Source organism: Paenibacillus sp. plas6, assembly GCF_057221655.1.
Window position 1 is genome coordinate 3,085,386 of the sequence record NZ_CM170151.1, and the last position, 23,997, is coordinate 3,109,382.

The window sequence follows — 23,997 nt, forward strand, 5'->3', positions numbered from 1 at the left end:
GCATCTTTAGTATGAGTTTGCAGTCAGTTCACATGCGGTCTTACATTCTATTCACTTAGTGCGAAGTAACCATTTCTGCCTTAACACGCTTAGGAATTCGCATTGTAATGCTGGTACCTCGACCTAATTCACTGTAAACTTTTAATGAAGTGCCATACTCATATTTTAAACGTTTATTAATATTAATAAGTCCAACACTTTCTGTGTTTCGTGTTAAATCGTCATTGAGCAACTGATGGATCATTTGTTGATTCATTCCTTGACCATCATCTGCTACAACAATTAACCATTCATGCTCAAGTTGATATGCTGTTAGCGTAATCGTACCACCTTCGACTCGACTTCCTAAGCCATGTTGTATCGCATTTTCGATAAGAGGCTGGATAATTAGTGGCGGTATTTTTAAGTTAAAAACTTCGGCATCAATTTCCTCATGCAAAGTTATTCGATTATCAAAGCGAGCACTTTCAATTTTCAGATAAGCTTGAATCAACTGATATTCTTCAGCAAATGTAATCGTTTCATCTGTATTGCTAAATCTAAAGCTTCCTCGTAAATAATCTGCGAAATCAATAATTAATTCTCTTGCTCGTTCAACATCAGAGTAGCTTAATGCAATGATAGTGTTTAAAACATTATATAAAAAATGCGGTTTTATTTGAGATTGCAAGAAGGCGAGCTCCATGCCTACTAAGCGTTCAAATGAGCTTTTCATTGCTAATAAGCTTTGCACACGTGCCTTTAATTCTTCAATATCAAACGGCTTTGGCAAATAATCATTAGCGCCAGCCTGAAATGCAGTGACTTTATCATTTGTTTGAATTGCTGCTGTAACCATCAAGATCGGCAGTTCTACCATCGAATAACGTTTTCTTATTTCTTGACATACCTCATAGCCAGATATTCCAGGCATCATATTATCTAAAATGATCAAATCGACTTTATGTCCGTCTTGCAGCTCCTCAAGTGCTTCGTATCCATTTTTTACGGCAATGACCTTATAATCAAACGGCTTTAAGGCATCAACTAATATTTTTAGATTAATAATCTGATCATCAACAACAAGTACAGTTTGTTTACCAGCAGGATTAGAAACATAAGGCGTTTCGATGAAATAACTTGGCTGATATGTTTCCTTATTAGAAAGAGAGCTAACTGCTGCAGGGTAGGAGTTAAAAACAGCTTCATTACGAACAGATAAAGCTTCTCCTACTGGAAGTGTGAACGTGAAAGTTGAACCTTCTCCTAAAGTAGAGGTAACCTCAATTGCACCATTTTGCAGTTCAACTAGTTGCTCAACGATAGACAGCCCTAGACCGAAATGTTCAATATTTTCATTATCTTCTATGTTGAACGGTTCAAAAATATAAGGAAGTCTGTCGGGCGCTATACCACTGCCCGTATCTTGTACCGAAATGACAATTTTACTATCCCGTTCTTCTGCCTTGACGATGACTTTGCCGTTTTGTGTATGCTTAATCGCATTGTCTAGTAAATTACTTATGATTTGACTTAAACGACTTTCATCAGCTAGAGCAGGCTTAAGATTTCTGTTTACTTGATTTTCTAACACAATATTCCGTTCTTTACTCATGTAATTATAAATATGGATTTGTGCATCTACAATTGCATGAACATCAACTAATCTAGGGGAAATATGCAGTACATTATGCTTTAGCTTCGATAAATCTAAAATATCATAGACAAGCTTAGAGAGTCTTGTCGTTAAGCTTCGAATAAGTTGCAGCTTTTCCTGCTGCTGATTATGCAATGGATACATAGGATCTTGCAAAATAGATTGCGTAATATGCAATATCCCGTGCAACGGAGTTTTAAACTCATGCGATGTGCGTGCTAAAAAATCATCCTTAACTTTATCTGCTTTTATAAGCTCTTCAGATAATTTAGCAATTTGATTATAAGCATTCGTAAAACGCAGCGACATTATAAGTGCTAGCATTAATAAAAACAAGAAAGGTTCAATAGGCGGTAAACCATATGTTGGAATACCGAAATAAAGACTCGCCCCTTGTTTAATTGTAATAATATTTAGCGCAATTGCAGCGACAACTAAATAAACAGTTCCTGCAATTTTATGCAGTGCTGCTAAAATAAACACATAGGTTGCATAGATTAATGTAAATGAAATGAAAAAAGTAGACAAATTTCTCACTATAGGACTTAACAAATGTGCAGAAAATAGTAAATAATAAATGGATAAAATGATGCCTAATATAAATCCAGCATACATAATAGATTTATTGCAGTACTTCCGCATAACGATATGCAAGTAAGAAAAAATGCAGATTACTGCAAGGAGGGAGACAATCATCTGAATGCGAAAGCTAAGCTGAAATGAAAAATCACCAAAGATATAAAATATTAATCGTTCGCTTCTAGTGCTTGTAAATATAGCGATAAAGATACATAACAGACCTAAAGATAGCCATGAATAATCAGATCTTCGTTGATAATATAATCCTAAAAAATTTAATCCCATAATGAAGAAGGTTGCTATTGTAATCCAATCATGAGCCATTGCATTATCTCTAAGCTTTGAAATTTGCTCTGCAGTTCCAAAATAGATCGGCTCTATAATTCCACTTTCAATTGGAAAATCGTAGTTTGAAACTTGCAAAATGATTTCATTCCACCCTTGCTGCAAAGTAAAATAACTTACATAGGGCTTATTTAATGCAGAATAGCTTTGCTTTTCTCCAGGTGTGCCGCTATTACCAATTTCATTTCCATTTAAAAATAGTTTATTGGACATGTAAATGGAAGATGTTTTTATACCGTATGTTGTCATTGAATCTGATGAATAGAGCAGTAAACGATAAGTAGCAGAACCAGTTATATTCATAACCGAATGCCATGAGCCAGGAACTTCAATTTTAAGGGGGGGCTGTAAAGCTTGCTCAGAAGAAGTGTTTGAATCGATACTGGATAGTAGGCTGTTAGGATAAAACTCCCATTCACCTTGCAATGGGATTACATCCTTAGCTGTAGCTTGCCAATCAGTAAGATCTAGTTTTCCATCAATTGCGTGAATATCATGATGTGTTTTACTTAATAAAAAATTTGAAAGCAAAGCATAAACTCCAATAATCAAGCAAAGTGTAAGCAGTATTGCTAAGAGCCGTTTATTCATATAATTTCACCCAATATATCTCAATTCTAAAATAGTATTGCTTATCTTATCATAAAAAATAGTTCTATGTCATTAGTGCTAAATGAAGTTATGAAATTATTATCTAATAATATACAATTTCTGTTAAAATAAAACAGTGCGGTAGAAATAGTTTTGCTGAAATTTAATGCTATTGAACTGTATAATGTAGACATATTACCTTATAATGATCCTGCAGATAAAAAAGAGCCTGGGACAAAACTTGTCTCTTAAAACAAGCAAACGGTGAAATCTGTTCAAAGATTTCACCGTTTGCTCATTTTAGGCTCTGTTTTTCTAATGCTATGCTACGTTCGTAGCACATATTTCCTTAAGTTTACTGCCATTAAGGCAAGTCCAATCTCATGCTCAACTTTCCGTTTTCCTCGAACTGAAAAGCGAGTGAAACCTAAATTAGCCTTCAAGAATCCAAAAACTGGTTCTACGTCAATTTTTCGTTGACGGTAGATCTCCCCTGTTTTTTCTCCTGAAAGCTGCTCTCTTACATAGGTTTTTTGTTGTTCCCAACGTGCATTGATCATCAGTTGTCGGTGTCTTCCTTCTTGTGCTTTCGTACATGAGGATCGGAAAGGACATCCTGTACAATCCGCACAAGCATAGATCTTGAATTGTCGCTCAAACCCATCTTTATCTTTGCGTATGGTATAGCGTTGAAACGTTAGTTCCTGTCCATTTGGACAAAGATAACGATCCTTTTCGGCATCATAGTGCCAGTTACTTGTTTGAAATGGATCGGTTTTAGACTTTCTCTTTTGCTCACGCTCATACATCGTATACTTTATTAATGGAACACGCTTGCGCTTCGTGATCACATCCTCATAGTTTTGCTCACTTCCATATCCGGCATCCGCTACGATATAGGTAGGCAAGTCAAAATAATGGGTTTCAATTTCATCAAGAAAAGGAATAAGCGTCTTGGTGTCCGTTGGATTGGAATAGATACCATAAGCCAGTGTGTATTGTCCTTCGGTTGCAATTTGTACATTGTATCCAGGCTTCAATTGTCCATTCTTCATGTAGTCATCTTTCATTCGCATGAAGGTTGCATCAGGATCGGTTTTGGAATAACTGTTGCGCTTTCCGAATCGTTGTTGATGAAGCTTGTACATGTTTTTTCGTTCCATCCAATCACGGACTTGCTTGAGTAGTTGTTTTGGTGCTTTTCGCTTGCTTCGTAATTGTTTTCGTTCACTCGTATCTTCGGATGCTGCGATCTTTTCTGTATAGCTTTCAACCACTCGCTCAAGGTGTTCTGCGATCTCCAGTAAGTTTTCCGTAGAGAGTTCTTGCTCATGTTCAAGCTCTGGAATGATCTTTTGTTCCAATAACTCGTTGTACAGTTGATTCGACTTTTCAATGAGCCGAGCATGATGTTTGTCCACGGCTTTTTTCCATACAAAGGTGAACTTATTCGCATTGGCTTCAATTTTGGTTCCATCAATGAACATCGCTTCTTGGGTAATGATCTTTTCTTCCACTAACTTCGAGCGAAATTGAACGAAGCACTGGCGGAGTAAGTCTTTCATCACAGGATGAACACGGAAACGATTAATCGTACGGTAGCAAGGTTCATAGCCTTGAGCTAACCACATCATCCGAATACTGTCTTTCGTAAGAGCTTCAATTTTACGACCAGAAAAGGCAGATTGAGTGTAGCCGCATAGAATGATCTTGAGCATCATGCGCGGATGATAGGCTGGACAACCGTCACGACGAACAAACGAACGAAACGCTTCATCTGGAATACTTTCGACCAAATGATGAATGGCAAATGCGATATCATGTTTATCTAATTTAACTTCTAAATTTAGAGGCAAAACTAATTGATTCATGTTATAATCTTTAAACATAAGGAACACCTTTCTTTTGAAATTTTTGGGGTGAGATACTTAAATTTTAACAGAAAGTGTTCCTTTTGTATGTAAAAAATGAACTCCTGGCATTCTACTTTGTAGAGCACCAGGAGTTTTCTTTCATTTAGCTGGGTTTTGTCCCAGGTTCTTTTTTTATAAAATCATATCACTCTGATGAATATTTAAAACCCCATCGCACAGCCGTCCTTACGCGGATCGGAGCCGCCCATTAACACGCCTGTTTGTCGGTTGATAGCAATGCCTTGATAGCCGCCTACTGCAAATGCGTCACCATCCTCTAGGGTGAGCAAACGATAGCCTAGCTGCTCCAGCTCTTTACGTACATGAGAAGGGAATGAACTTTCCAAATAGATGCCCTCATTATAATGACGGAAGCGTGGACAATCTGTAGCCTGCTGAATATTCATATTAAAGTCCAGCATATTTACAAGCACCTGTACTTGCCCCTGCGGCTGCATATCCGCGCCCATTACTCCAAAGCTAATAATCGGTACTCCATCCTTTAACACCATCGAAGGGATAATCGTATGGAAAGGACGCTTGTGCGGAGCTATTTGGTTAGGATGTCCATCTTCCAGTTTAAACAGCCCTCCGCGATTGTGCAGTACAATTCCTGTTTCAGGGATAGCAATGCCGCTGCCGAACAGACTAAAAATGCTGTTTGTAACTGAGGCGATATTTCCTTGGCTGTCAACAACTGTAAGATAGACGGTATCTCCTCCTAGTTCTGCTCCGATATAGTCGTTTAGATTGTCGCTCAGCTTAATTTGCTCTGCGAGCTGCTTAGCATACTCCTTTGACAGCAGATGTTCGACAGGAATATCGGCAAACTCTGAATCGGCGATATAGCGATCGCGATCTGCATAAGCTAGCTTTTTCGCTTCTGAAAATAAATGAATAAAGGCAGCGCTATTATGACCTAACGCTTGAATATCAAATTGCTCCAGTATATTTAGCATTTCAAGAACAACGAGTCCTTGACCGTTCGGCGGAATTTCTAAAATATCATAGCCGCGATAAGTTGTGGAAATCGGTTCTACCCAAGCAGACTGATGCTTTGCAAAATCCTCTTTGCGCAATAAGCCACCATGCTGCTTCATATACTTATCAATTTGATCAGCGATCTCTCCTTTGTAAAAGGCATCTCGTCCTCCCTCGCTAAGCTTTCTCAATGTACGAGCAAGCAGCGGTTGCTTGAATATCTCACCTGATTGAGGCAGTTTACCGTTAGGTAAGAAAAGTGAGCTTGCCTCGGCATCCTGCAGAAGCAAGTTGTATGCCTTTTTCCAGTAATAAGCGACCATTTCTGTTATAGGAAAGCCTTGCTCAGCATAGTGGATAGCTGGTGCGAGCGTTTGTTTAAAGTCCATTGTACCGTAACGCTTTAGCAACTCTGACCACCCATCAACGACACCAGGAATTGAAATAGAGTGGATACCAGTCATTGGGATGCTTGAATAGCCAAGCTGACGATAGCGCTCAGCAGTTGCTAAATGCGGGGCACGACCGCTTGCATTTAAACCCTTTATTTCTCCCGTTTGTGCATGATAGGTGATGGCAAACATATCGCCGCCAAGTCCAGTCATCATCGGTTCGACGACACATAAAGTTGCAGCAACCGCGACGGCTGCATCAAAGGCATTGCCGCCAGCCTTCAATATATCGATACCTGCTCCAGCAGCTAATGGATGACTTGTTGCGACCATACCACCTGTAGCTTGAACGACGGAGCGAGATTGAAAATGGGAGTAGCCTGGTCTATCGAACATGATGTTTCCCTCCTAATTTGAAAAAAGAATGGTTAAATAACAAAAAAGCCGTAAACAAGTGCAGCAACAATCATGAAGAAGGGATGCAGCTTAAATTTCTCCATAACAACTAAACTGACTGCGGCAATAAGCAAGGAATGAAGAAAGCCAAGCTTATTATAGGAATTGACGAAGAAATCAATTGCGATCGTTGCCAGCAAAGCAATGATAACAGGTTGGATGAGCAACATCATATTTTGAATTCTTGGCGAGCTTTTAAACTTCATCAGCAGTTGTAATAATCCAATCATTAATAACAAAGAAGGAAGAACGGTCGCGATAAGAGCGATCACGGACCCTAGAATGCCTCCTTGCTCGTAGCCAATATAACCTGCTAGTTTTGTTGCGATAGGACCTGGCAGTGTATTGCCTAATGCTAAAATTTCTGCAAATCGAGATGCATCGATCCAGCCGTAACGGTCGACTGCTTCATATTTAATGAGCGGAATAACCGACGGACCACCGCCATAACCAAGAATATTCGCTAGAAAAAATGCGATAAATAGCTCAAGATAGATCATTTGCCAGCTTCCTTTCGTTGCTTCTTCACGTTAATTGGCTTACTGTAAAAGGCTCCAATAAGCAGTAAGGCAACAATTAAGAACGCTGGATGCAAATTAGTAAAATATAGAGTTGCAGCGATAATAAAAGTCATTGCAATAGATAGTATAAGTCCGAGTTTTTGCTTGTTTTTTACCCACATTTGGTATGCCATGACAGCGAGCATCACTCCGATTACTGGCTCGATTGCCGCTGTAGCGTTAGTTACATGTACGTTTCCGCTTACTGAGCCCAACAAGGCAAATAAAGCAATTAAAGCGATAATCGTTGGGACGGTTGTGACAATGATTGCAACAACAGCTCCCATTATTCCTTTTAAATAATAGCCGATGTAGCCTGCCATTTTCGTTAAAATCGGACCTGGCAAAGAGTTTCCGATGGCAAGAATATTCGTAAATTCCTCATCAGAAAACCATTTATATTTCTCGACCGCTTCCTTATGAAGCAAGGGGATAGAGGATGGACCTCCACCAAATCCTAAAATACTTACGCGAAATAAAGCCATTATTAAGTTAGTCCACATGCTGTTCCTCCTGCTTGCCAGTTTGACTTTCTGGCAATCTAGCTGATTTTAAATGGTTAATGATTGCCATAACGCTGTAAGCTTCTCATTGCTCCACTGAAATGGATGATCACCAGTTCGGAGCCATTGGCCATTACGGAAGATCCATCGTCGATCAGGCAACATTACAAACAGTTGCTCTACTGAATTAACATCGAAAATAACAAAATCAGCAAGATGTCCTTCTTTGATTCCATAGCCTTTTGCTGCAACAAGTGCTGCAGGATTCTCTGTAATCATTCGGAGTAATGTCCGCATATCTCTTGGCGCTCCCATGTGAGCAGCGTAGGCTGCCAGTAAAGCGATTTGCACGAGATCTCCGCGACCAAAGGGGTGAAATGGATCGTTAATATTATCTGAGCCGATAGAAATGTTGACCCTAGCAGCTAAAAAATCTTTAATTCTCGTTACGCCTCGTCTAACCCGCGTATCATCACCGCGCCCTTGTAAATAAAGATTAGCTCCAGGCAGAGAAATAACATGAAGCCGTGCTGCAGCAATAAGTTTTATAATTGCTGCTGCTTCTTCTGTTGGCATCGACGCTAAAGAGCAAAGATGGCCTACAGTTATTTTTCCTTGCAGTCCGCGCTTAATCGTTTCCTCTGCAACATATACAACAGTTTTTGCATCAAGCTCATCGGATTCATCAGAATGGAAATCGAGAATACAGCGATAGTTTTCAGCTAGATCAAACATCGTCCGAATTTCTTCAGCAGGATTTTCTGCTAAATAAGGCGCACTGCCGATCCCGTCTGCACCAAGAGCTAGAGCTTTCTCTGCTAACACAACTGCTTTATCATCGAGAAAGCTTGGTGCGAGCAAAATTGTCTCGATTGTGATGAAAGGCTTAAGCTGCTCCTTCACTGCTAATGCTGCGCGAATGCCTCTTAAAGCGACCTCTTCACCAAGTTTAGTATGAAAGTCAATATGTGTACGAATAAAGGATGTCCCATAGTTAATAGCCTGAAGAGCTGAACGCAAAATTCGTTGCTGAAGTTCTTTTTCAGAAAAGCTTGCAACATTATTAAAATAGTTGCTGCATGCTTCACCTAATGTGCCCGATTGATTGCCTATAGTAGCTAGAGAAAAAGCTTTATCTAAATGCATATGACCATCAACCATACCAGGAAGGATTAACCTGCCCTGAGCATTGAGAATAGAAGACATGCCGCAATTTGCAGCTGTCACAGGAACGGAAAGATTATCCTCGATGTAAGCTTCTTGTGCATTGATCGAACTCCATTTACCGTCCTCAATTTGTAATGTATAGAGAACCTGTTCGTTAGAAAGGGGAAGTGCTGCATTTTGAATAATTAGCCCTTGGGTCATCATTTATCACTCCTTTATCAATTAAAACTGACTTATGATTGTTGAATCAGTATATTAGCTTGATTTGCACTCGTCAATTGTCATTGTTAAAAAACATGACAATTTCGTTTTTATGCACAAGGATAGTGCAAATAAAATAATGAAATAATGAAATTCGTGCAAATTATCTTACGATATTGTCATGTTTATTTACAATAACCTCGCTTAGAATGAGACTGAGGTGAGGGAAAATGCAAATTACTGTTGAGCAAGCGATGAACATCTATCCTTTGTCTGAAGGCAACGTTGTTGCTGGTGCTTCAGGGAATCAGCGAATTATTAAGGCAGTCAATATTATGGATGCACCTGATATTGCTGATTGGATTAAGGAAGGGGAAATGTTATTCACGACAGCCTTCCTTATTAAAGATGATTTAGATATGGCGGTTACGCTCATTAAGAAGCTTAATGCGCGTGGTTTAGCAGCACTTGGAATTAAGCTAGGACGTTTTTGGCAAGCGATTCCTCAGAAATTAATTGATGTTGCAGATGAGCTTGGTTTGCCGTTAATTGAGTTGCCTTATCAATATACCTTTTCTGATCAAATGAATGGGTTATTCCATGCAGAAATGAAAAGGAATACACAATTGCTGGAAAGTGTAATGGAGCGTCAATTAAAGCTTATGCGTTATGCTTTGCAAGCCGAGCCTGTAGGTTCCTTGTTTCAAAATATAGAGACGATAATCGGCTGTAAAATTGCTGTTATCGGTGCAAAAGGACAGATTATTCATAATGGAACAGCTTATCAGCGAGAATGGTTAGTCGCTGGCTGGCCATGGAATAATCAAAAGGTTGCTGTTCGTCGACGGGAATGGCATGGATTGCGCGTTCCTTTTACGAATTTTGAAAGCTATGGCGGTTTTGTTTATTTCTTCACTGAGACACCATATGTTACACCTGTGGAGGAAGCACTTTATGTGCAAGCAGCTGAGTTGATCACGCATCAATTAACTTTCCTTCACTCAGATTATTTAGAGCAATCTGCTCAAAAGGATTTTGGACTATTAATTCGTCAACATATAAAACATGGGCTTTCGCTAGAAGTATTAACTGATTATGCAGAACGTTGGGAAATGGGCTGGTTAATGGAAGGGTATCGTTGCATATTGATTGAGGTGGATGAGGTGATAGATGGCTCCACCAAAATTGAAAAATGGAACGAATTGAAAACAGCAATGCTTTGTCATGCAAAGATGCAGGCATTAAAAGGAATTTATTTATTGGTTGATGATGGGATATTAATTGTTATTCCTGATTCGTTGTCAGTCGAGAGCAGAGGATATGTCAAAATACTGGAATCAGTAATTGATGATTTTGATTGGGTCGATTGGCATGAGCCAAGAGTGGTGATTAGCAGTCGAAAAAAGCAACTGGCGCATTTGCTGGAGGCATATAAAGATTGTAAAGAAACATTAGTTCTTTGTCGCAAATGGAATATGTCAGAACGCGTTATATTACAGGAAACTTATGATCTTACACTTATATTTCAAAGTGTGCCGCATGATCGGATGAGAAAATTTTATACACATTGGCTAGCAGAGCTGCTGCCAGGCGGCAAAATTTATACCGAGGAAATGTATCATACGTTGGAAACGTATCTTGATTGTGACGGCAGCATTAATGAAACTGCAAAGCAGCTTTATGTCCATCGAAACACTGCAGCTTATCGCATTGAGAAGCTAAGTGAATTAATTGGTGTGGACTTAAAAGAAATGAATCACGTTATTCGCTTAAAGCTCGCTTTGTTGTTTTACCGAACATTGGAGGGAAAAGTATGCAGATAATAATGTTAGGTGTTAGAGATGGCTATACGGTGAAAGAACAAGCTGCTTTATTATGGAAAGGAAAAGCGGTGCTAGTTGAGACGCTCAATGAAACTTTTCAAAAGAAGTGGGCAACGACGGTTGCAGGCTTGCTGGAGTCATTGCAATGGGAAGAGTTAGTAGATTGGTATAATAATGAAGGAAAAATCAAGCTTAACTATGTAAAAACAGTCTCGTTTGAAAATGAGGACATCGTTCGGCTTTATGATAAGCCCAATGTTGTTTGGGGAGTTGGAGCGAACTATTGGAAAAAGGCGGAGCAGATGAATGTTACGCCGCCAGATGGCGAGCCGATCTGCTTCATTAAACCGTCATCCTCTTTAATTGGATACGGTGAATCCATTGTGCTGCCGGCTATTGCTCAAGATGTAACTGCGGAAGCGGAAATTGGTATTGTTATCGGCAAGCCTTGTAAAAATATCTCAATAGAAGATGCGTGGGATGTGGTAGCGGGATTTACACCAACACTGGATATGACTGCGCAGGACATTCATGCGCGTAATCCAAGGTTTTTAGGGCGCTCAAAAGTGTGTGACACTTTTTGCAGTTTTGGACCACTGTTAATTTCGCATGACGAGGTAAAGGATTGGGCGCAGTTATCTATTGAAACGATGCATAACGGGGCAGTGGTGCATCGCGCGGTTGTAGCCGATATGATCTATTCCATTCCTTATTTAGTGCATTATTTCTCCAGTATGATGACTTTAAAGCCTGGCGATATCATTATGACAGGAACTCCCGGCTCTGTAAAAATCCAAGCTGGAGACATCGTTATTAGTCGAATAGAAGGTTTTAGAGAGCTAAAAAATAGCGTGATATAAACAAAAAAGTAAATTTGCACTTTAACACATAGACGTTAGATTATATTACATTAATCTAACGTCTATTTTTGTAATAATGAACAAATAACCGATAAATCTTTGTAAAAACGAAATTAATGTCATGTTTCTTTACAAAAACCATTGAGTGTAGTGTAGTCATACGGTAAGATTCAAGTATCAAAAGCGGCACGAAAAAGGCAGCTTAGAAAGCATCAAAATGTGAGGTGTTAATGATGGGTGAAGCAGCAAAAATCATTACTGGAATAAACGAAGGCTTGAAAAATCAAGAAACAGCCAGTCAGCTAGTTGTTATGGATCGTGTTGGTAAAGTTTATCCGACAGGTACAGTTGCTGTAACAGATGTTAGCTTAACGGTTGGTGAAGGAGAATTCATTAGCTTTGTTGGTCCTTCTGGTTGCGGTAAATCAACAATCTTTAATATGATTACCGGTTTACAGGAAAATACAAGCGGTCATTTATCCGTGTTAGGAACGACACCAAAGCAGGCCAGACATCATAATGAAATTGCCTTTGTGTTTCAGGAGCACACATTACTACCTTGGTGCAGCATTATTGATAATGTGACGATGCCTCTACAATTAAAAGGTGTTAGTAAAAAGGAACGAAATGAAGCGGCAGAGCACGTGCTTGAAATGGTAGGCTTAAAAGATTATACGAAGGCATTGCCTAGACAGTTGTCTGGCGGGATGAAAATGAGGGTTTCAATTGCACGAGCTCTTGTTTCAAAGCCTAAGTTGCTTTTAATGGATGAGCCGTTTGGCGCATTAGATGAGATTACACGTCAATCGTTACAAGATGAGATTCTTAATATATGGAGTAAGGATAAAAAAATGAGCGTAATGTTTATTACGCACAACGTGTACGAGGCAGTTTACTTATCAAGTAAAATCGTCGTAATGACCCCTAGACCGGGCAAGGTTTCTGAGATTATTGAGGTGCCGGTACTGGGAGAGCGTGATGAAAGCTTCCGTGTTTCGCCGGAGTTTAATCAATATTTGAAACGTGCGTCTGAGGCGCTTAAGCATTAAATAAATGATGGGTTAAGGAGATGATAACGATGGCGAATGAATTAGTAGGAAAATTGCAACAAGAGCGTGTTGTCGTAGAGACGAAGAGATCCTGGAGTGAACATAAGCTCGCTAAAGCACTCAAAATGGCTCTTCCAACATTTTTAGTTTTTATGATTTTCATTGTCGGTTGGGAATTGATTGTATCTTTGCTTGGCATTCAAAAGTATATATTGCCTAAGCCTAGTGATATATGGGAAGCAGCAGTTGCCAACCAAGCGAATTTATTAAGTGCCATTTGGACAACTGTAAAGGAGTCCGTTATCGGATTTTTAATAAGTGTTGTACTTGGCGTAGGGGCTGCGGTGCTACTGGCATTGTCCAAAACAATTGAACGCAGCGTTTATCCATATGCAATCATTTTACAAACAATCCCCGTTGTCGCAATCGCTCCAATCATTGTTATTTGGATCGGTGCAGGGATTAATGCAATTGTAACGATTGCCTTTATTATTAGCTTCTTCCCGATTTTATCAAATACGCTAATTGGCTTGAATTCTACAGATAAAAACATGAGCAATCTCTTCTATTTATATAATGCTTCTCGCATGCAAACAATTATTAAGCTAAGAATTCCAGCAGCTTTGCCTTATATTATGGGCGGCTTAAAAATATCTTGCTCATTAGCAGTGGTAGGAGCAATTGTTGGTGAGTATGTCGCTGGGGTAGGCGGTGGTGATGGCGGGCTTGGTTATGCCATTACAGTAGCTGCAGCTCGTATGCAAATTCCATATTTATTCGCTTGTGGACTTGCTGCTTCAGTGCTAGGCATTGTGTTCTTCTTAATTGTTAATAGCTTTTCAAAATTAATGCTGCGTTCTTGGCATGAATCTGAAATGAAATAAGAGGTGTAGCGATATGACAAATGAAACAATGACAAAAGAGTGGATGACAGCTATTCGCGAGCAATTTGATGAAGAAATTATGAAGTGGGATGAAAAATCTCTTAAAAAATTCTCTACGGATTATTCTTATTTCTCTCCTGTACTAGTTGAGCAATTGAAGGATAAGCGAGCGGAATGCATCGTATCTCCGCGAGATGAGGCAGAGCTTGAGCAAATTATTACCTTTTCCGTAAAGTACGAAGTGCCAATCACTGTTCGCGGTAATGGAACAGGAAACTATGGACAGTGCGTGCCAATGACTGGCGGGATTGTACTAAACTTAGCTAACATGAACAAAATCCTTGAGGTGGGAGACGGCTACATGGTCGTGCAACCTGGGGTCCGCATGGGCAAGATGGAGCAAGAAGCACGGAAACATAATCAAGAAATGAGACTGTTGCCATCAACTTATTTAACAGCTTCAATTGGCGGTTATATTGCTGGTGGTTCAGGAGGAATTGGTTCAATCTCACACGGCTTTATCTGGGATGGCATGGTGCGCTCCATGAAAGTAAAAACGATCGAAGAAAATCCGCGTACGATTGAAGTTGAGGGAACAGAGCTAAGATCTTATCTTCATACTTATGGCACAATCGGCATAGTCTCTGAGCTGGTAATTAATATTGTGCCTAAGGTGGAATGGGCTCAACTGGTTGTTACCTTTGCTGATTGGGTAGAAGCAGCGAAGTTTGCGCAAGCAGTTGCTGAGGATGAGGGGATTCAAAAACGTTTAGTATCCTGTCATGAAGCAGAACTTGCGAAATACTTTAAGCCGCTTAACATTACCTCGGGACGTGCTGCGGCGTTGTTAGAAATAAGTGAGCAGCATCTTGAACAACTGCAACTGCACATTGATGAATGGAATGGCTTAATCGAAATGAAAATAGCAGCGGACAGTTATCATAAAGGAATTAGCATTTCAGATTTTAGTTGGAATCATACGACGCTTTGGACATTGAAATCAGATCCAACAGTGACATATTTGCAAATTGTTCATCAAACTGATGAATTTCTAGAAACGACAAAAATTCTTAAAGAAGAATTCCCAGAATATATGGTGCATTTAGAATTTGTTAAATCTCAAGGTAAAGTATCTCTTAATGGTCTGCCAGTATTTAAATTTACAGATGAAGCCCGACTTAATCGTATGATGGCACGCTGTGAAGAGCTGGGTGCTCCAGTGATTAATCCACATACATGGAAGGTTGAAGATATAAGTATTGATGGAGAAAGCATCCTTTGGCGAATTAAACGAAATCATGATCCTAAAGGAATACTTAATCAGTTGAAGTTAATTGAACCATCTGCTTAATCAAATTAAATCGAAAACAGTTATTGGAGGAGATCAGGATGAAGAAGATGAACCGTACGATGAAAACTATTTCGGCAGTTTTATTGGTGGGAGCAGTGCTTGCAGGATGCGGTAATGGCAATAGCAATAGTGTAAATAATAGTACAACTGGAAGCTCTGGATCTAACAGCTCGGCAAGCGGCGGCAATAATGCGGCAGTCGCAGAATCAACTGAGACACCAAAAGTAGAGGTTTCTAAGATTACACAAGTCGTAAACTGGTTTCCACAACCTGAGCATGGCGGACAATTTGCTGCCAATGAAAAAGGGTTTTATGAAGAAGCTGGCCTAGAGATGGAAATTCTTCCTGGCGGACCGCAAGTATCTACGATGCAAATTGTAGCTGCTGGTAAGGCGCAATTTGGTTTAGGTATTGCCGACGATATTTTAATGGCTCGTGAAAATGGTCTGCCGCTAGTTGCAGTAGCTTCAGTATTCCAAGAAAGTCCAAATGCGATTATGACGCATAAATCGGCTGGTATTGATTCATTGGAAAAAATTGAAGGACATAAAGTCATTGTAGCAAACAGCTCAAACTTCTGGCCGTTTGTAAAAGCGAAATTTGGCTATAAAAATATTACAGAGCAAGCTTATACAGGTTCGCTAGTAGAGTTTGCAAATGATCCGAACTCTGTAATTCAAAGCTTTGCTACTTCTGAGCCATTTGTTATGGAACAAGAAGGTGTAGATATTGAGCTGCGATTAGTAAGTGAATCTGGCTATAACCCATATATGAATCTAATTTTCACAACAGAGGAATTCCTTGAAGAAAATCCAGAAACGGTTCGTGCATTCGTTGAAGCATCACTTAAAGGCTGGGATTACTATAAAGAGAATTACGAGGAAATTAACCCAGTGTTGCAAGAAGGAAACCCAGACGTATCACTTGATCAAATGAAATTCTCTGCTGAAGCAGCAATGGATTATATTTACACTGGTGATGCATTAGAGTATGGCTTAGGTTTTATGTCTGTGGAACGTTGGCAAGAGCTTGCGGATCAATTGAGTGAGGTTGGTTTATTGAGCCCAGATACAGATGTTACACAAGCATTTACTAATGAATTTTTACCTGAAAGTGTAAAAGAGAAAATTAAATAAAGTCAGAATAGTTTGAATATTAACGATATTTAAGGATGTGAACATTATGGTAGCAACGAGATTTGCCGGAATTACAGTAGAGCGTAAGCAGCCATGCAGCATGCGTGATGGCACTGTCTTATACGCAGATATATACCGACCCGATACTACAGAGCAACTCCCAGTTTTGCTAATGAGACAGCCATACGGCAGAGCAATTGCATCAACTGTAAGTCATGCACATCCTGTGTGGTATGCACGACAAGGCTTTATCGTTGTAATACAGGATGTTCGAGGTAAGTGGGATTCTGAAGGGGAGTACGTTCCGTTTATACACGATGCTGACGATGGTTATGATACTGTCGAATGGGCAGCTCGCTTGCCAGGGGCAAATGGCAAGGTGGGAATGTATGGCTTCTCCTATCAGGGCTCAACTCAATGGGCTGCGGCTTCCGCAGCCCCACCTTCTCTAAAAGCAATTGCCCCTGCAATGTGTGCAGCAGATTTGTATCATGGGATGTTTTATCCTCACGGCAGATTTTTGTTGAGAGAGCATTTGCCGTGGGCGTATCAGCTGGCACGGGACCATGCAAAAAGGCTCGGTGCAGCGGAGGATGAACAGCAATGTGCAGCTTATATGCGTAATCCTGAGACACTTTTCTGGAAGTTGCCGCTTGCAAGTAAGGAAAATCATCCCTTGCTGGAAAAGTATTTTCCATTTTATCGCGAATGGCTGGAACATGAAAGCTACGATGCGTACTGGCAAGAGCGCGACTGGCTGGCAAAGCTGAAAAAGCAGAAGCAGTTGATTCCAGCACTTCATATCGGCGGCTGGTACGATGTATTTTTGCTTGGAACCTATCAAAGCTATCACGAGTTAAAACATCGACCAGGTGGAGAGCATCATCGCCTTGTACTTGGTCCTTGGACTCATATCCCTTGGGGACGATATGCTGGCGGTTATGATCATGGACCGCAAGCAGACGGCAATATTCATCAACTTCAGGTAGAGTGGTTTAACTATTGGTTAAAAGGTCAAGGCTCATCTATTGAGCAAAACATTACGTATTACGAATTTGGCAGTAAAGAATGGAAGCAATTATCTGATCAGACCTGTATAGAACAGCTTGAATTTGCTTTGCGCAGCAGTTATAAGCCGGCTAATGGAGGACTCGGCGGAGGGCATTTAGCGATAGATGATCATAATGCTGCAGACCTTCATAAGGAAAATAAGGACGAACTAGCTAAAGGTTTTGGACCTGATGTATTCGTATATGATGCAAGACAACCGATGCGATTAGATTCTTACTTACCGCTCGATCGTAAGGGAGATCAAGATCGGTATGAAATTTTAGTATATACAAGTGAACCTGTAGCAGAGGATGTTCATGTCTATGGCGTTCCTAAGGCAGAAATTAACTATCAATTATTAGAAGGCAAGGCAGATTTAGTAGCGATGCTTTCTCTGATCAATGAACAGGGGGAAGCTAGATTACTTTCAGTTGGAGTAAATGAGTTAGAGGCTAAAGAAGCACCAGATACGATAACTATCGAAATGAAGCCTTGTGCTTTTGTTATACCAGCAGGTTGTAAATTGAGGCTAGAGCTGACGGGAAGCGCATTTCCGCTGCTAACAAGACATCCTAATCAAGGGCTTGCAACACCTAATACTTCTGAACCGCTCCAGTTTAATATCGCAACAGTAGCAATTTATAGCAACCAAGGATATCTTTCAAAATTACAGCTGCCTATCTACAAATAAAAGAAGGTGAGTTTATGCAACGAATTGGAACTAGGAGCAATCATTGGTTTGTAAATAAGGACGAGGTTAGCTTTTATAGAGAGGCTGTTACGCCAAAGCTAATCTCAATTGATGCAGCACCGCAACGAATTACGTTAGATTTACATCGAACAGCAATTATTGTTGTTGATATGCAAAATGATTTTTGTTCTAAAGGCGGTTGGTTAGATCATATTGGCGCAAACTATGAAATATTACGTCAGCCAATTAAGCCATTACAGACTTTGCTGCCGAAGCTGCGTGCTCAAGGAGTTCCTGTGATTTGGCTAAACTGGGGAAATCGCAGCGATCGAGCTAATTTAAGTCCATCCATTATCCATGTATACAATCAAGATGGAGAAAGCAAAGGTATCGGTGACTCGCTGGCCAATGGGTCCAAGGTGCTTGAAAAGGGAAGTTGGGGAGCTGCCCTAGTCGATGAGCTTGTTGCTGAACCGGAAGATATCCATGTTGATAAATATAGAATGAGCGGCTTTTGGGATACACCGCTGGACAGTATTTTACGTAACCTAAAAGCAGATACGATTTTATTTGCTGGTGTCAATCTTGACCAATGTGTAATGGCAACACTGCAGGATGCAGTGAATAGCGGCTATGATGCCGTTCTATTAGAGGACTGTAGTGCAACAAACTCCCCCTCTTATTGCATAGATGCAACCATTTATAACGTGAAGCAATGCTATGGCTTTGTCACGAATTCTAAGGAGATCGTTGGTGCCATACAAGAGTAGGAGGAACAGCTATGAATAAAAGTATGATAGTGTGTGATGGGCATCACGAAGTAGAACATGCAGATTGGTATAAACAAGTGGTTGACAGTGCGATTGTCAGTCACTATCAAATAAATCCGTTAAATTCAGGAGTGTTAAAAGGCTTTCGGTTTGCGGTTAAGGATGTTTTTCAATTGGCTGGTTATCGCAATCGAGCAGGAAATCCAGATTGGTATGAAAGTCACCAAGCAGCTAGCGAGCATGCAGCAGCAGTACAGCTTCTGCTTAAGCAAGGTGCGGAGCTAGTTGCAACGACGCATACGGACGAGCTGATGTTTAGCTTAAATGGTGAAAACTATCACTATGGCACACCAATTAATCCTGCATCGCCGCAACGTATACCAGGCGGTTCTTCAAGCGGTTCCGCATCGCTTGTTGCATCAGGGTATGTTGATTTTTCATTAGGAACAGATACGGGCGGCTCCGTTCGCGTACCTGCTGCCTATTGTGGTATTTATGGATTTAGACCGACACATGGTGCAGTTGATATAACAGGAGTCATTCCTTTGGCAGAAAGCTTTGATACCGTAGGCTGGTTTGCGCAAAAGCTTGAGGTGCTAGAAAAAGTAGGTCAGGCTTTACTGCAAAATTTAAAAGAGTCTACTGAGGAGTTCAGCTCACTGTTCTATTGCAAGGAAGCATGGGAGCTAACTTCAAGAGAAGCTTACCAGCCTTTGCTAAATGCTGCGATGTCATTAACTAAAAAAAGCGGGCTGCCTGCAGAGTGGGTAACGATTTCGAAAAATGGGCTGGATGAATGGAAGGAAGCTTTCCGAGTCATCCAAGGCAAAGAAATTTGGACAGCACATCGTGATTGGATTAGTGAGCAGAAGCCTGCTTTTGGTCCTGGGGTTAAAGAACGATTCCAATGGACGTCTACTTTAACTGAGGAGGAGGCAAATGAGAAGCGGGCGTTTCGCAAGCAATTGAAGGCTAGTCTTGATGAGCTGCTTGCTGATCGTGCATTGTTAATTATTCCAACAACGCCAGACATCGCTCCGTTGCTGCATGAATCAGGTGAAGCGTTGGAGATAAGACGTCAGCAGACGCTTGAGCTGACTTGTATTGCTGGTCTGTCGGGTTTGCCGCAGTTAACGATTCCTGCTGGTCAGCTTAATGGAGCGCCAATTGCGATTTCTTTAATCGCTGGTCCGGGACAGGATTTGAAATTACTATCATTTGCCAAGAAGTTACTAGCACAATTGCAGGAGTGAGGACGATGTTTACAAGATATGAGGGCGAGGCTTGGAATAAACGATTTTTACCGCGCTTAAGTGCCAAGCAAGTGAAGGAATTAAATAAAGAGGATGCATTAGTTGTACTATCGCTTGGTGCTGTTGAGCAGCATGGACACCATCTTCCCGTCATGACAGATGCGTTAATTGGGGAAGAGACATTGACAAGAGTATTCGAAAAGATTAATCCAGAGGCTAATGTTTGGATGCTTCCGCCAATTTCTTATGGGAAGAGCAACGAGCATTTAGGAATTCCAGGGACGATCTCGCTATCTGCTAATACGTTGCAAAGCATGATTTTAGATATTGCTAACAGCTTAAAACTAAGTGGTTTTCGTAGATTAGTACTTTTTAATACACATGGTGGAAACGCTGATTTGCTTAATGTGGTGGCGCGTGAAATTAGGCTTACAACTGGTCTGATGGTATTTAGTATGATGCCATATGCCTTCCGTGTAGCAGATGATATTTTTTCAAAACGTGAATGGGAAGACGGGATTCACGGCGGAGATGTGGAAACTTCAGTCGTTTTATCAATTAAAGGCGACTGGGTCGATATGTCACAGGCAGTGTGTGAGTTTCCACAGCTTGAGAAATATGAGTTTCTTACTCTCGAAAGCTCGGTTCGTTTCGCTTGGTCAATGAGTGATATTTCTGTTAGTGGCATTGCAGGGGATGCGACAATTGCAACAGCAGAAAAAGGCAAAATTCTTCAAGATCGTGTAACGACCTTGCTTGCTAAGGCATTTGAAGAGCTCTGTACATTTGAAATTGAGGACGTAAAAACTAAATCATAACTAGGAGGCGTTAATTATGAGTAGCGAAATTCCAGGACTAATTGCAGGACATTTTACTGATTGCCCGGTACACAAAATTTCAGAAAAGGATACAAATAAATTTGTATTACTTTGTGATCGTACGCAGACAACATTTACATCATTTATTGAAATTTTTGATGTTGGTGGTCGTACACCGTCTAATGAGCATGCTGCTGCATATGAATACTTTTATATTCTAAAGGGTGAAGGAATTGCCAAGGTTTGCGACTTTGAAACTCCGATTCGTCAAGGTTCCTTTGTAATTATTCCACCGCAAAATCATCATGATATTATTAATACTGGCACTGAGAAGCTATACTGCTTAACATCAATGATACCGGATGAAAATTTTTCTGACTTAATTAAAAGAGGTCCAAAAGCTGAGCTGGATCAAGAGGATTTGGATGTATTGTTGAACTTTACACCGAGACAAGGGTAAATTGAAATGAAATAGACCCGAATGCAAAGCGATTGTTTTGCATTTGGGTCTATTTGGTTTAAGGGGAAAAACTATTCGAAAGCAACCTTATCTTTAGTCCGATATTTTTCACGGTACTGCCCTGGGGTCATTCCTTCTTGTTTTCTGAAGGAACGAATGAAGTTTTGGGAATTATTATATTTTAAGCGAGCGGCGATGTCCTTAATCGGTAGATTCGATTCAGATAACCATTTTTTCGCCATTTTAAAACGATACATCGTTAAATATTCACTAAAAGAAACATTGGTTTCCTTGCGAAACACTCCGCTTAAGTAATTAGCATTATAATGAAGCTTGGCAGCACATTCCTCTAAAGTAAGATCTGTATCGTAATATTGCTGAATTAAATCAATAATTTTCTCTGAAAGCTTATGGTATTGCTCCTCTTGTCGATCGCGATAAATATCAATTAATGGAGCGATAATCGTCTTCCAAAACCAATGTTCAATTTCCTGTCTATGAGAAATTTTTAGTAATTGCTCAAGTAAAGAAGCTGATCGTAGGTGAAGCTGATTAAGCATAATTCCAGACTCCTGCATCATATGAACAAGATTATTCAATAGACGTGTTAGTGGAAATTGAAATTCTTGCGGCGAGCGATTTGTCTGAAATATATTTAATAGGATTTGTGAGAGCAAATGCTTTGCTTGCTGTTCGTCAGCGAGCTTAATATTATCTAGTAGCTCATTTTCCAATTGTTGCGGATAGTTAAGCAGTAGGGCATGACTAGTCACATTTGTTTGATCATAGCGAATAATGATTCCTTCCCCTAGTATAATGCGATGCTTTAATGCATCTAGCCCCTCACGATATGCGGTGCTCATACTTTGGAATAAGTGAGCAGGCTGGCTAATCCCAATACTAATTTGTAAATGTAATATATCATAAATTTTCTTTTGCAAAGTTTCTGTTAAGCTATATTGAAAAGAATAAAACTTATCTTCGTTCGTTTCTGGTGAACCGATCGTAACAACGACACTTTGATCTAAAATAATTGGGGTTAGCCGTTGTTCTGTCTCGATTAACTCCTCGACGACATTATGAACAGCAAATAGTAGCAGATCACTATCTTGTTTCGTATGTCTAGTATTGTGATTGTAATCAATTTGGATCGTTAACGTCGCTAATGTATTCCAGCTTTCAAGCTGCTTATGGAATCCGTACTGCTGCAATTGTGAATGAAACTCTGATGACTTAATTTGTCCTTGATACGCCTTTATAAAAAACAACGTACGCACTTGATGCAGCTGTTGCTGCAATTGATGCTCAAGCTCGGATTTTGATTGAAATAGATCATGTACTCGCTCACTAATAAGCTGAAATTCATTGCTTTTTATTTTATCGAGTGTTGCTTCGCTGCTTGATCCGCTAATTTGCAAAAGCAAGCGCCGAATCGGGGTATAAAATTGTTTACTGCCTAACCAAACAATAAGGAAGCAGCCCAAAATTAAAATTAAGCAAATATAAATAGTATATAAGCCTATTTTTTTCGATTCTGCTGTCAACGCCTTAATAGAGGAAATTCCCATGTACGTCCAGCCTGTTAACGGTGAACGATAATAAGAGATGGCATAGGCTTCTCCATTAACCGTTACATCGTATTGTCCTCTTTGTTCGGTCATCTCCTCTAATGAAATCCCAATGCTTGAAACAGGCTCCCCAAGCAAAGTGGAATCTGGGTGGACAAGTAAACGCATATGCTCGTCAATAATCGTAACAGTTGTGTTGCTGTCATCCTGTTGATTCATTGTAATCATTTCCGTCAGACTGCAGGTAGGGATATTAGCAAGTGCTAAACCATAAGTATCTAGACTGTTGGCCGGGAACGGCTTGACTAAGGTAATGTTGTAGGGACATCCAGAAGTTGTACGTGCGAAACCTTCGCTATAAAACAAATAGGAAGGAGTTAACACCCACGAAGAATTATGAGGTGTATTCATTAACTGCATTAGCTCTTGTGCATATTCATACTCCTCTAACGTATATAGCCCTGAATTTTTAACTAACCAATTGTAACGTTCATTTATAAAAATGACATCCTCTAATTTTGTATCAAAGGATTGCATGTGGCGAATTTCATTGCGCAAATCGTTGTAGAGCTTAAACTCATTAGCTGATAATGATTGTCCTAAGGCTTGCTTTACAACTGTAGAGCCAAGAACTTGATTCATCGTATGGTTGACAGTTGTTAAGATATGCTCTACATTTGAGTTGATTTGCATAATTAGTTTAATTTTACCTTCATTAGCATTTTCTTGTATTGCTTGAGAGGATGTTAAGTAAGCAAAAATGCCGATAAAAATAACAGGAATGGTGCTTAGTAAACAACCAAATATCGTTAATTTAGCGAAATAGTTTAGCGATCGCATTAAGCTCCAACACCTTATCATAAATTGTTTTTGCTTAGCTTTATTTTAGTAAACGCATACATGATATACAATAATCATCTCCTCTCAAGATAATCATTATCTCATATTTGTCTAAAAAAC

General features: G+C 40.0%; 17 protein-coding genes and 1 pseudogene. 11 read left to right on the forward strand and 7 right to left on the reverse strand.

Going from position 1 to position 23,997, the window contains the following annotated elements:
• Positions 1–55: 55 nt before the first annotated feature.
• The 6 genes and pseudogenes from AC2TDL_RS13780 to AC2TDL_RS13805 form a co-directional block, all read right to left on the reverse strand.
• Entirely contained in the window at positions 56–3,151 is a 3,096-nt protein-coding gene (locus tag AC2TDL_RS13780; protein WP_484696664.1) for an ATP-binding protein, read from the reverse strand.
• Positions 3,152–3,492: 341 nt separating this feature from the next.
• Positions 3,493–5,040: pseudogene (locus tag AC2TDL_RS13785) on the reverse strand (IS1182 family transposase); the annotation flags it as partial.
• Between the two features lie 185 nt (positions 5,041–5,225).
• Positions 5,226–6,833 carry a gamma-glutamyltransferase gene (gene ggt, locus AC2TDL_RS13790; protein WP_484696665.1) on the reverse strand — a complete coding sequence of 536 codons (1,608 nt, stop codon included), beginning with the start codon at positions 6,831–6,833 and terminating at the stop codon, positions 5,226–5,228.
• 32 nt (positions 6,834–6,865) lie between these two features.
• Positions 6,866–7,393 carry a chromate transporter gene (locus AC2TDL_RS13795; RefSeq protein ID WP_484696666.1) on the reverse strand — a complete coding sequence of 176 codons (528 nt, stop codon included), beginning with the start codon at positions 7,391–7,393 and terminating at the stop codon, positions 6,866–6,868.
• Positions 7,390–7,956, reverse strand: a complete 567-nt coding sequence (locus tag AC2TDL_RS13800; protein ID WP_484696667.1) for a chromate transporter — start codon at positions 7,954–7,956, stop codon at positions 7,390–7,392. The genes AC2TDL_RS13795 and AC2TDL_RS13800 overlap by 4 nt, the downstream gene beginning before the upstream one ends.
• A gap of 48 nt (positions 7,957–8,004) precedes the next feature.
• The gene (locus AC2TDL_RS13805) at positions 8,005–9,327 is read right to left on the reverse strand and encodes an amidohydrolase family protein (protein WP_484696668.1); all 1,323 of its coding nucleotides are present in this window, start codon (positions 9,325–9,327) and stop codon (positions 8,005–8,007) included.
• A gap of 227 nt (positions 9,328–9,554) precedes the next feature.
• Between AC2TDL_RS13805 and AC2TDL_RS13810 the strand changes: the two genes are divergently transcribed.
• From AC2TDL_RS13810 to AC2TDL_RS13860, 11 genes are all read left to right on the forward strand, one after another.
• The gene (locus AC2TDL_RS13810) at positions 9,555–11,147 is read left to right on the forward strand and encodes a PucR family transcriptional regulator (protein ID WP_484696669.1); all 1,593 of its coding nucleotides are present in this window, start codon (positions 9,555–9,557) and stop codon (positions 11,145–11,147) included.
• Positions 11,138–12,007: a fumarylacetoacetate hydrolase family protein gene (locus tag AC2TDL_RS13815; RefSeq protein ID WP_484696670.1), complete on the forward strand. Its 870-nt coding sequence runs from the start codon at positions 11,138–11,140 to the stop codon at positions 12,005–12,007. The genes AC2TDL_RS13810 and AC2TDL_RS13815 overlap by 10 nt, the downstream gene beginning before the upstream one ends.
• A 233-nt stretch (positions 12,008–12,240) precedes the next feature.
• Complete coding sequence (locus AC2TDL_RS13820) at positions 12,241–13,056, forward strand: ABC transporter ATP-binding protein (protein WP_484701191.1); 816 nt, start codon at positions 12,241–12,243, stop codon at positions 13,054–13,056.
• Positions 13,057–13,085: 29 nt separating this feature from the next.
• Positions 13,086–13,940 carry an ABC transporter permease gene (locus tag AC2TDL_RS13825; protein ID WP_484696671.1) on the forward strand — a complete coding sequence of 285 codons (855 nt, stop codon included), beginning with the start codon at positions 13,086–13,088 and terminating at the stop codon, positions 13,938–13,940.
• 13 nt (positions 13,941–13,953) lie between these two features.
• A complete protein-coding gene (locus tag AC2TDL_RS13830) occupies positions 13,954–15,291 on the forward strand; it encodes an FAD-binding oxidoreductase (RefSeq protein ID WP_484696672.1) in 1,338 nt (445 codons plus the stop codon).
• A 38-nt stretch (positions 15,292–15,329) separates the two neighbouring features.
• A complete protein-coding gene (locus AC2TDL_RS13835) occupies positions 15,330–16,427 on the forward strand; it encodes an ABC transporter substrate-binding protein (RefSeq protein ID WP_484696673.1) in 1,098 nt (365 codons plus the stop codon).
• Between the two features lie 46 nt (positions 16,428–16,473).
• Positions 16,474–18,168, forward strand: coding sequence for a CocE/NonD family hydrolase (locus AC2TDL_RS13840; protein ID WP_484696674.1), 1,695 nt, complete (start codon positions 16,474–16,476; stop codon positions 18,166–18,168).
• 14 nt (positions 18,169–18,182) lie between these two features.
• Complete coding sequence (locus tag AC2TDL_RS13845) at positions 18,183–18,938, forward strand: cysteine hydrolase family protein (protein ID WP_484696675.1); 756 nt, start codon at positions 18,183–18,185, stop codon at positions 18,936–18,938.
• Between the two features lie 11 nt (positions 18,939–18,949).
• Positions 18,950–20,191, forward strand: coding sequence for an amidase (locus AC2TDL_RS13850; RefSeq protein WP_484696676.1), 1,242 nt, complete (start codon positions 18,950–18,952; stop codon positions 20,189–20,191).
• A gap of 5 nt (positions 20,192–20,196) precedes the next feature.
• Entirely contained in the window at positions 20,197–21,009 is an 813-nt protein-coding gene (locus AC2TDL_RS13855; protein ID WP_484696677.1) for a creatininase family protein, read from the forward strand.
• Between the two features lie 16 nt (positions 21,010–21,025).
• Positions 21,026–21,469 carry a cupin domain-containing protein gene (locus AC2TDL_RS13860; RefSeq protein WP_484696678.1) on the forward strand — a complete coding sequence of 148 codons (444 nt, stop codon included), beginning with the start codon at positions 21,026–21,028 and terminating at the stop codon, positions 21,467–21,469.
• Between the two features lie 71 nt (positions 21,470–21,540).
• Here the strand turns inward: AC2TDL_RS13860 and AC2TDL_RS13865 are convergent, their stop codons facing one another.
• Complete coding sequence (locus tag AC2TDL_RS13865; RefSeq protein ID WP_484696679.1) at positions 21,541–23,877, reverse strand: AraC family transcriptional regulator; 2,337 nt, start codon at positions 23,875–23,877, stop codon at positions 21,541–21,543.
• Positions 23,878–23,997: the final 120 nt, after the last annotated feature.

Bases quoted from the DNA above. Each gene is read 5' to 3' on its own strand.
- AC2TDL_RS13805 (WP_484696668.1), bottom strand. From the start codon at position 9,327: ATGATGACCCAAGGGCTAATTATTCAAAATGCAGCACTTCCCCTTTCT.
- AC2TDL_RS13840 (WP_484696674.1), top strand. From the start codon at position 16,474: ATGGTAGCAACGAGATTTGCCGGAATTACAGTAGAGCGTAAGCAGCCA.
- AC2TDL_RS13825 (WP_484696671.1), top strand. From the start codon at position 13,086: ATGGCGAATGAATTAGTAGGAAAATTGCAACAAGAGCGTGTTGTCGTA.
- AC2TDL_RS13780 (WP_484696664.1), bottom strand. From the start codon at position 3,151: ATGAATAAACGGCTCTTAGCAATACTGCTTACACTTTGCTTGATTATT.
- ggt (WP_484696665.1), bottom strand. From the start codon at position 6,833: ATGTTCGATAGACCAGGCTACTCCCATTTTCAATCTCGCTCCGTCGTT.
- AC2TDL_RS13850 (WP_484696676.1), top strand. From the start codon at position 18,950: ATGAATAAAAGTATGATAGTGTGTGATGGGCATCACGAAGTAGAACAT.
- AC2TDL_RS13810 (WP_484696669.1), top strand. From the start codon at position 9,555: ATGCAAATTACTGTTGAGCAAGCGATGAACATCTATCCTTTGTCTGAA.
- AC2TDL_RS13795 (WP_484696666.1), bottom strand. From the start codon at position 7,393: ATGATCTATCTTGAGCTATTTATCGCATTTTTTCTAGCGAATATTCTT.
- AC2TDL_RS13855 (WP_484696677.1), top strand. From the start codon at position 20,197: ATGTTTACAAGATATGAGGGCGAGGCTTGGAATAAACGATTTTTACCG.
- AC2TDL_RS13835 (WP_484696673.1), top strand. From the start codon at position 15,330: ATGAAGAAGATGAACCGTACGATGAAAACTATTTCGGCAGTTTTATTG.
- AC2TDL_RS13800 (WP_484696667.1), bottom strand. From the start codon at position 7,956: ATGTGGACTAACTTAATAATGGCTTTATTTCGCGTAAGTATTTTAGGA.
- AC2TDL_RS13860 (WP_484696678.1), top strand. From the start codon at position 21,026: ATGAGTAGCGAAATTCCAGGACTAATTGCAGGACATTTTACTGATTGC.
- AC2TDL_RS13865 (WP_484696679.1), bottom strand. From the start codon at position 23,877: ATGCGATCGCTAAACTATTTCGCTAAATTAACGATATTTGGTTGTTTA.
- AC2TDL_RS13830 (WP_484696672.1), top strand. From the start codon at position 13,954: ATGACAAATGAAACAATGACAAAAGAGTGGATGACAGCTATTCGCGAG.
- AC2TDL_RS13815 (WP_484696670.1), top strand. From the start codon at position 11,138: ATGCAGATAATAATGTTAGGTGTTAGAGATGGCTATACGGTGAAAGAA.
- AC2TDL_RS13820 (WP_484701191.1), top strand. From the start codon at position 12,241: ATGGGTGAAGCAGCAAAAATCATTACTGGAATAAACGAAGGCTTGAAA.
- AC2TDL_RS13845 (WP_484696675.1), top strand. From the start codon at position 18,183: ATGCAACGAATTGGAACTAGGAGCAATCATTGGTTTGTAAATAAGGAC.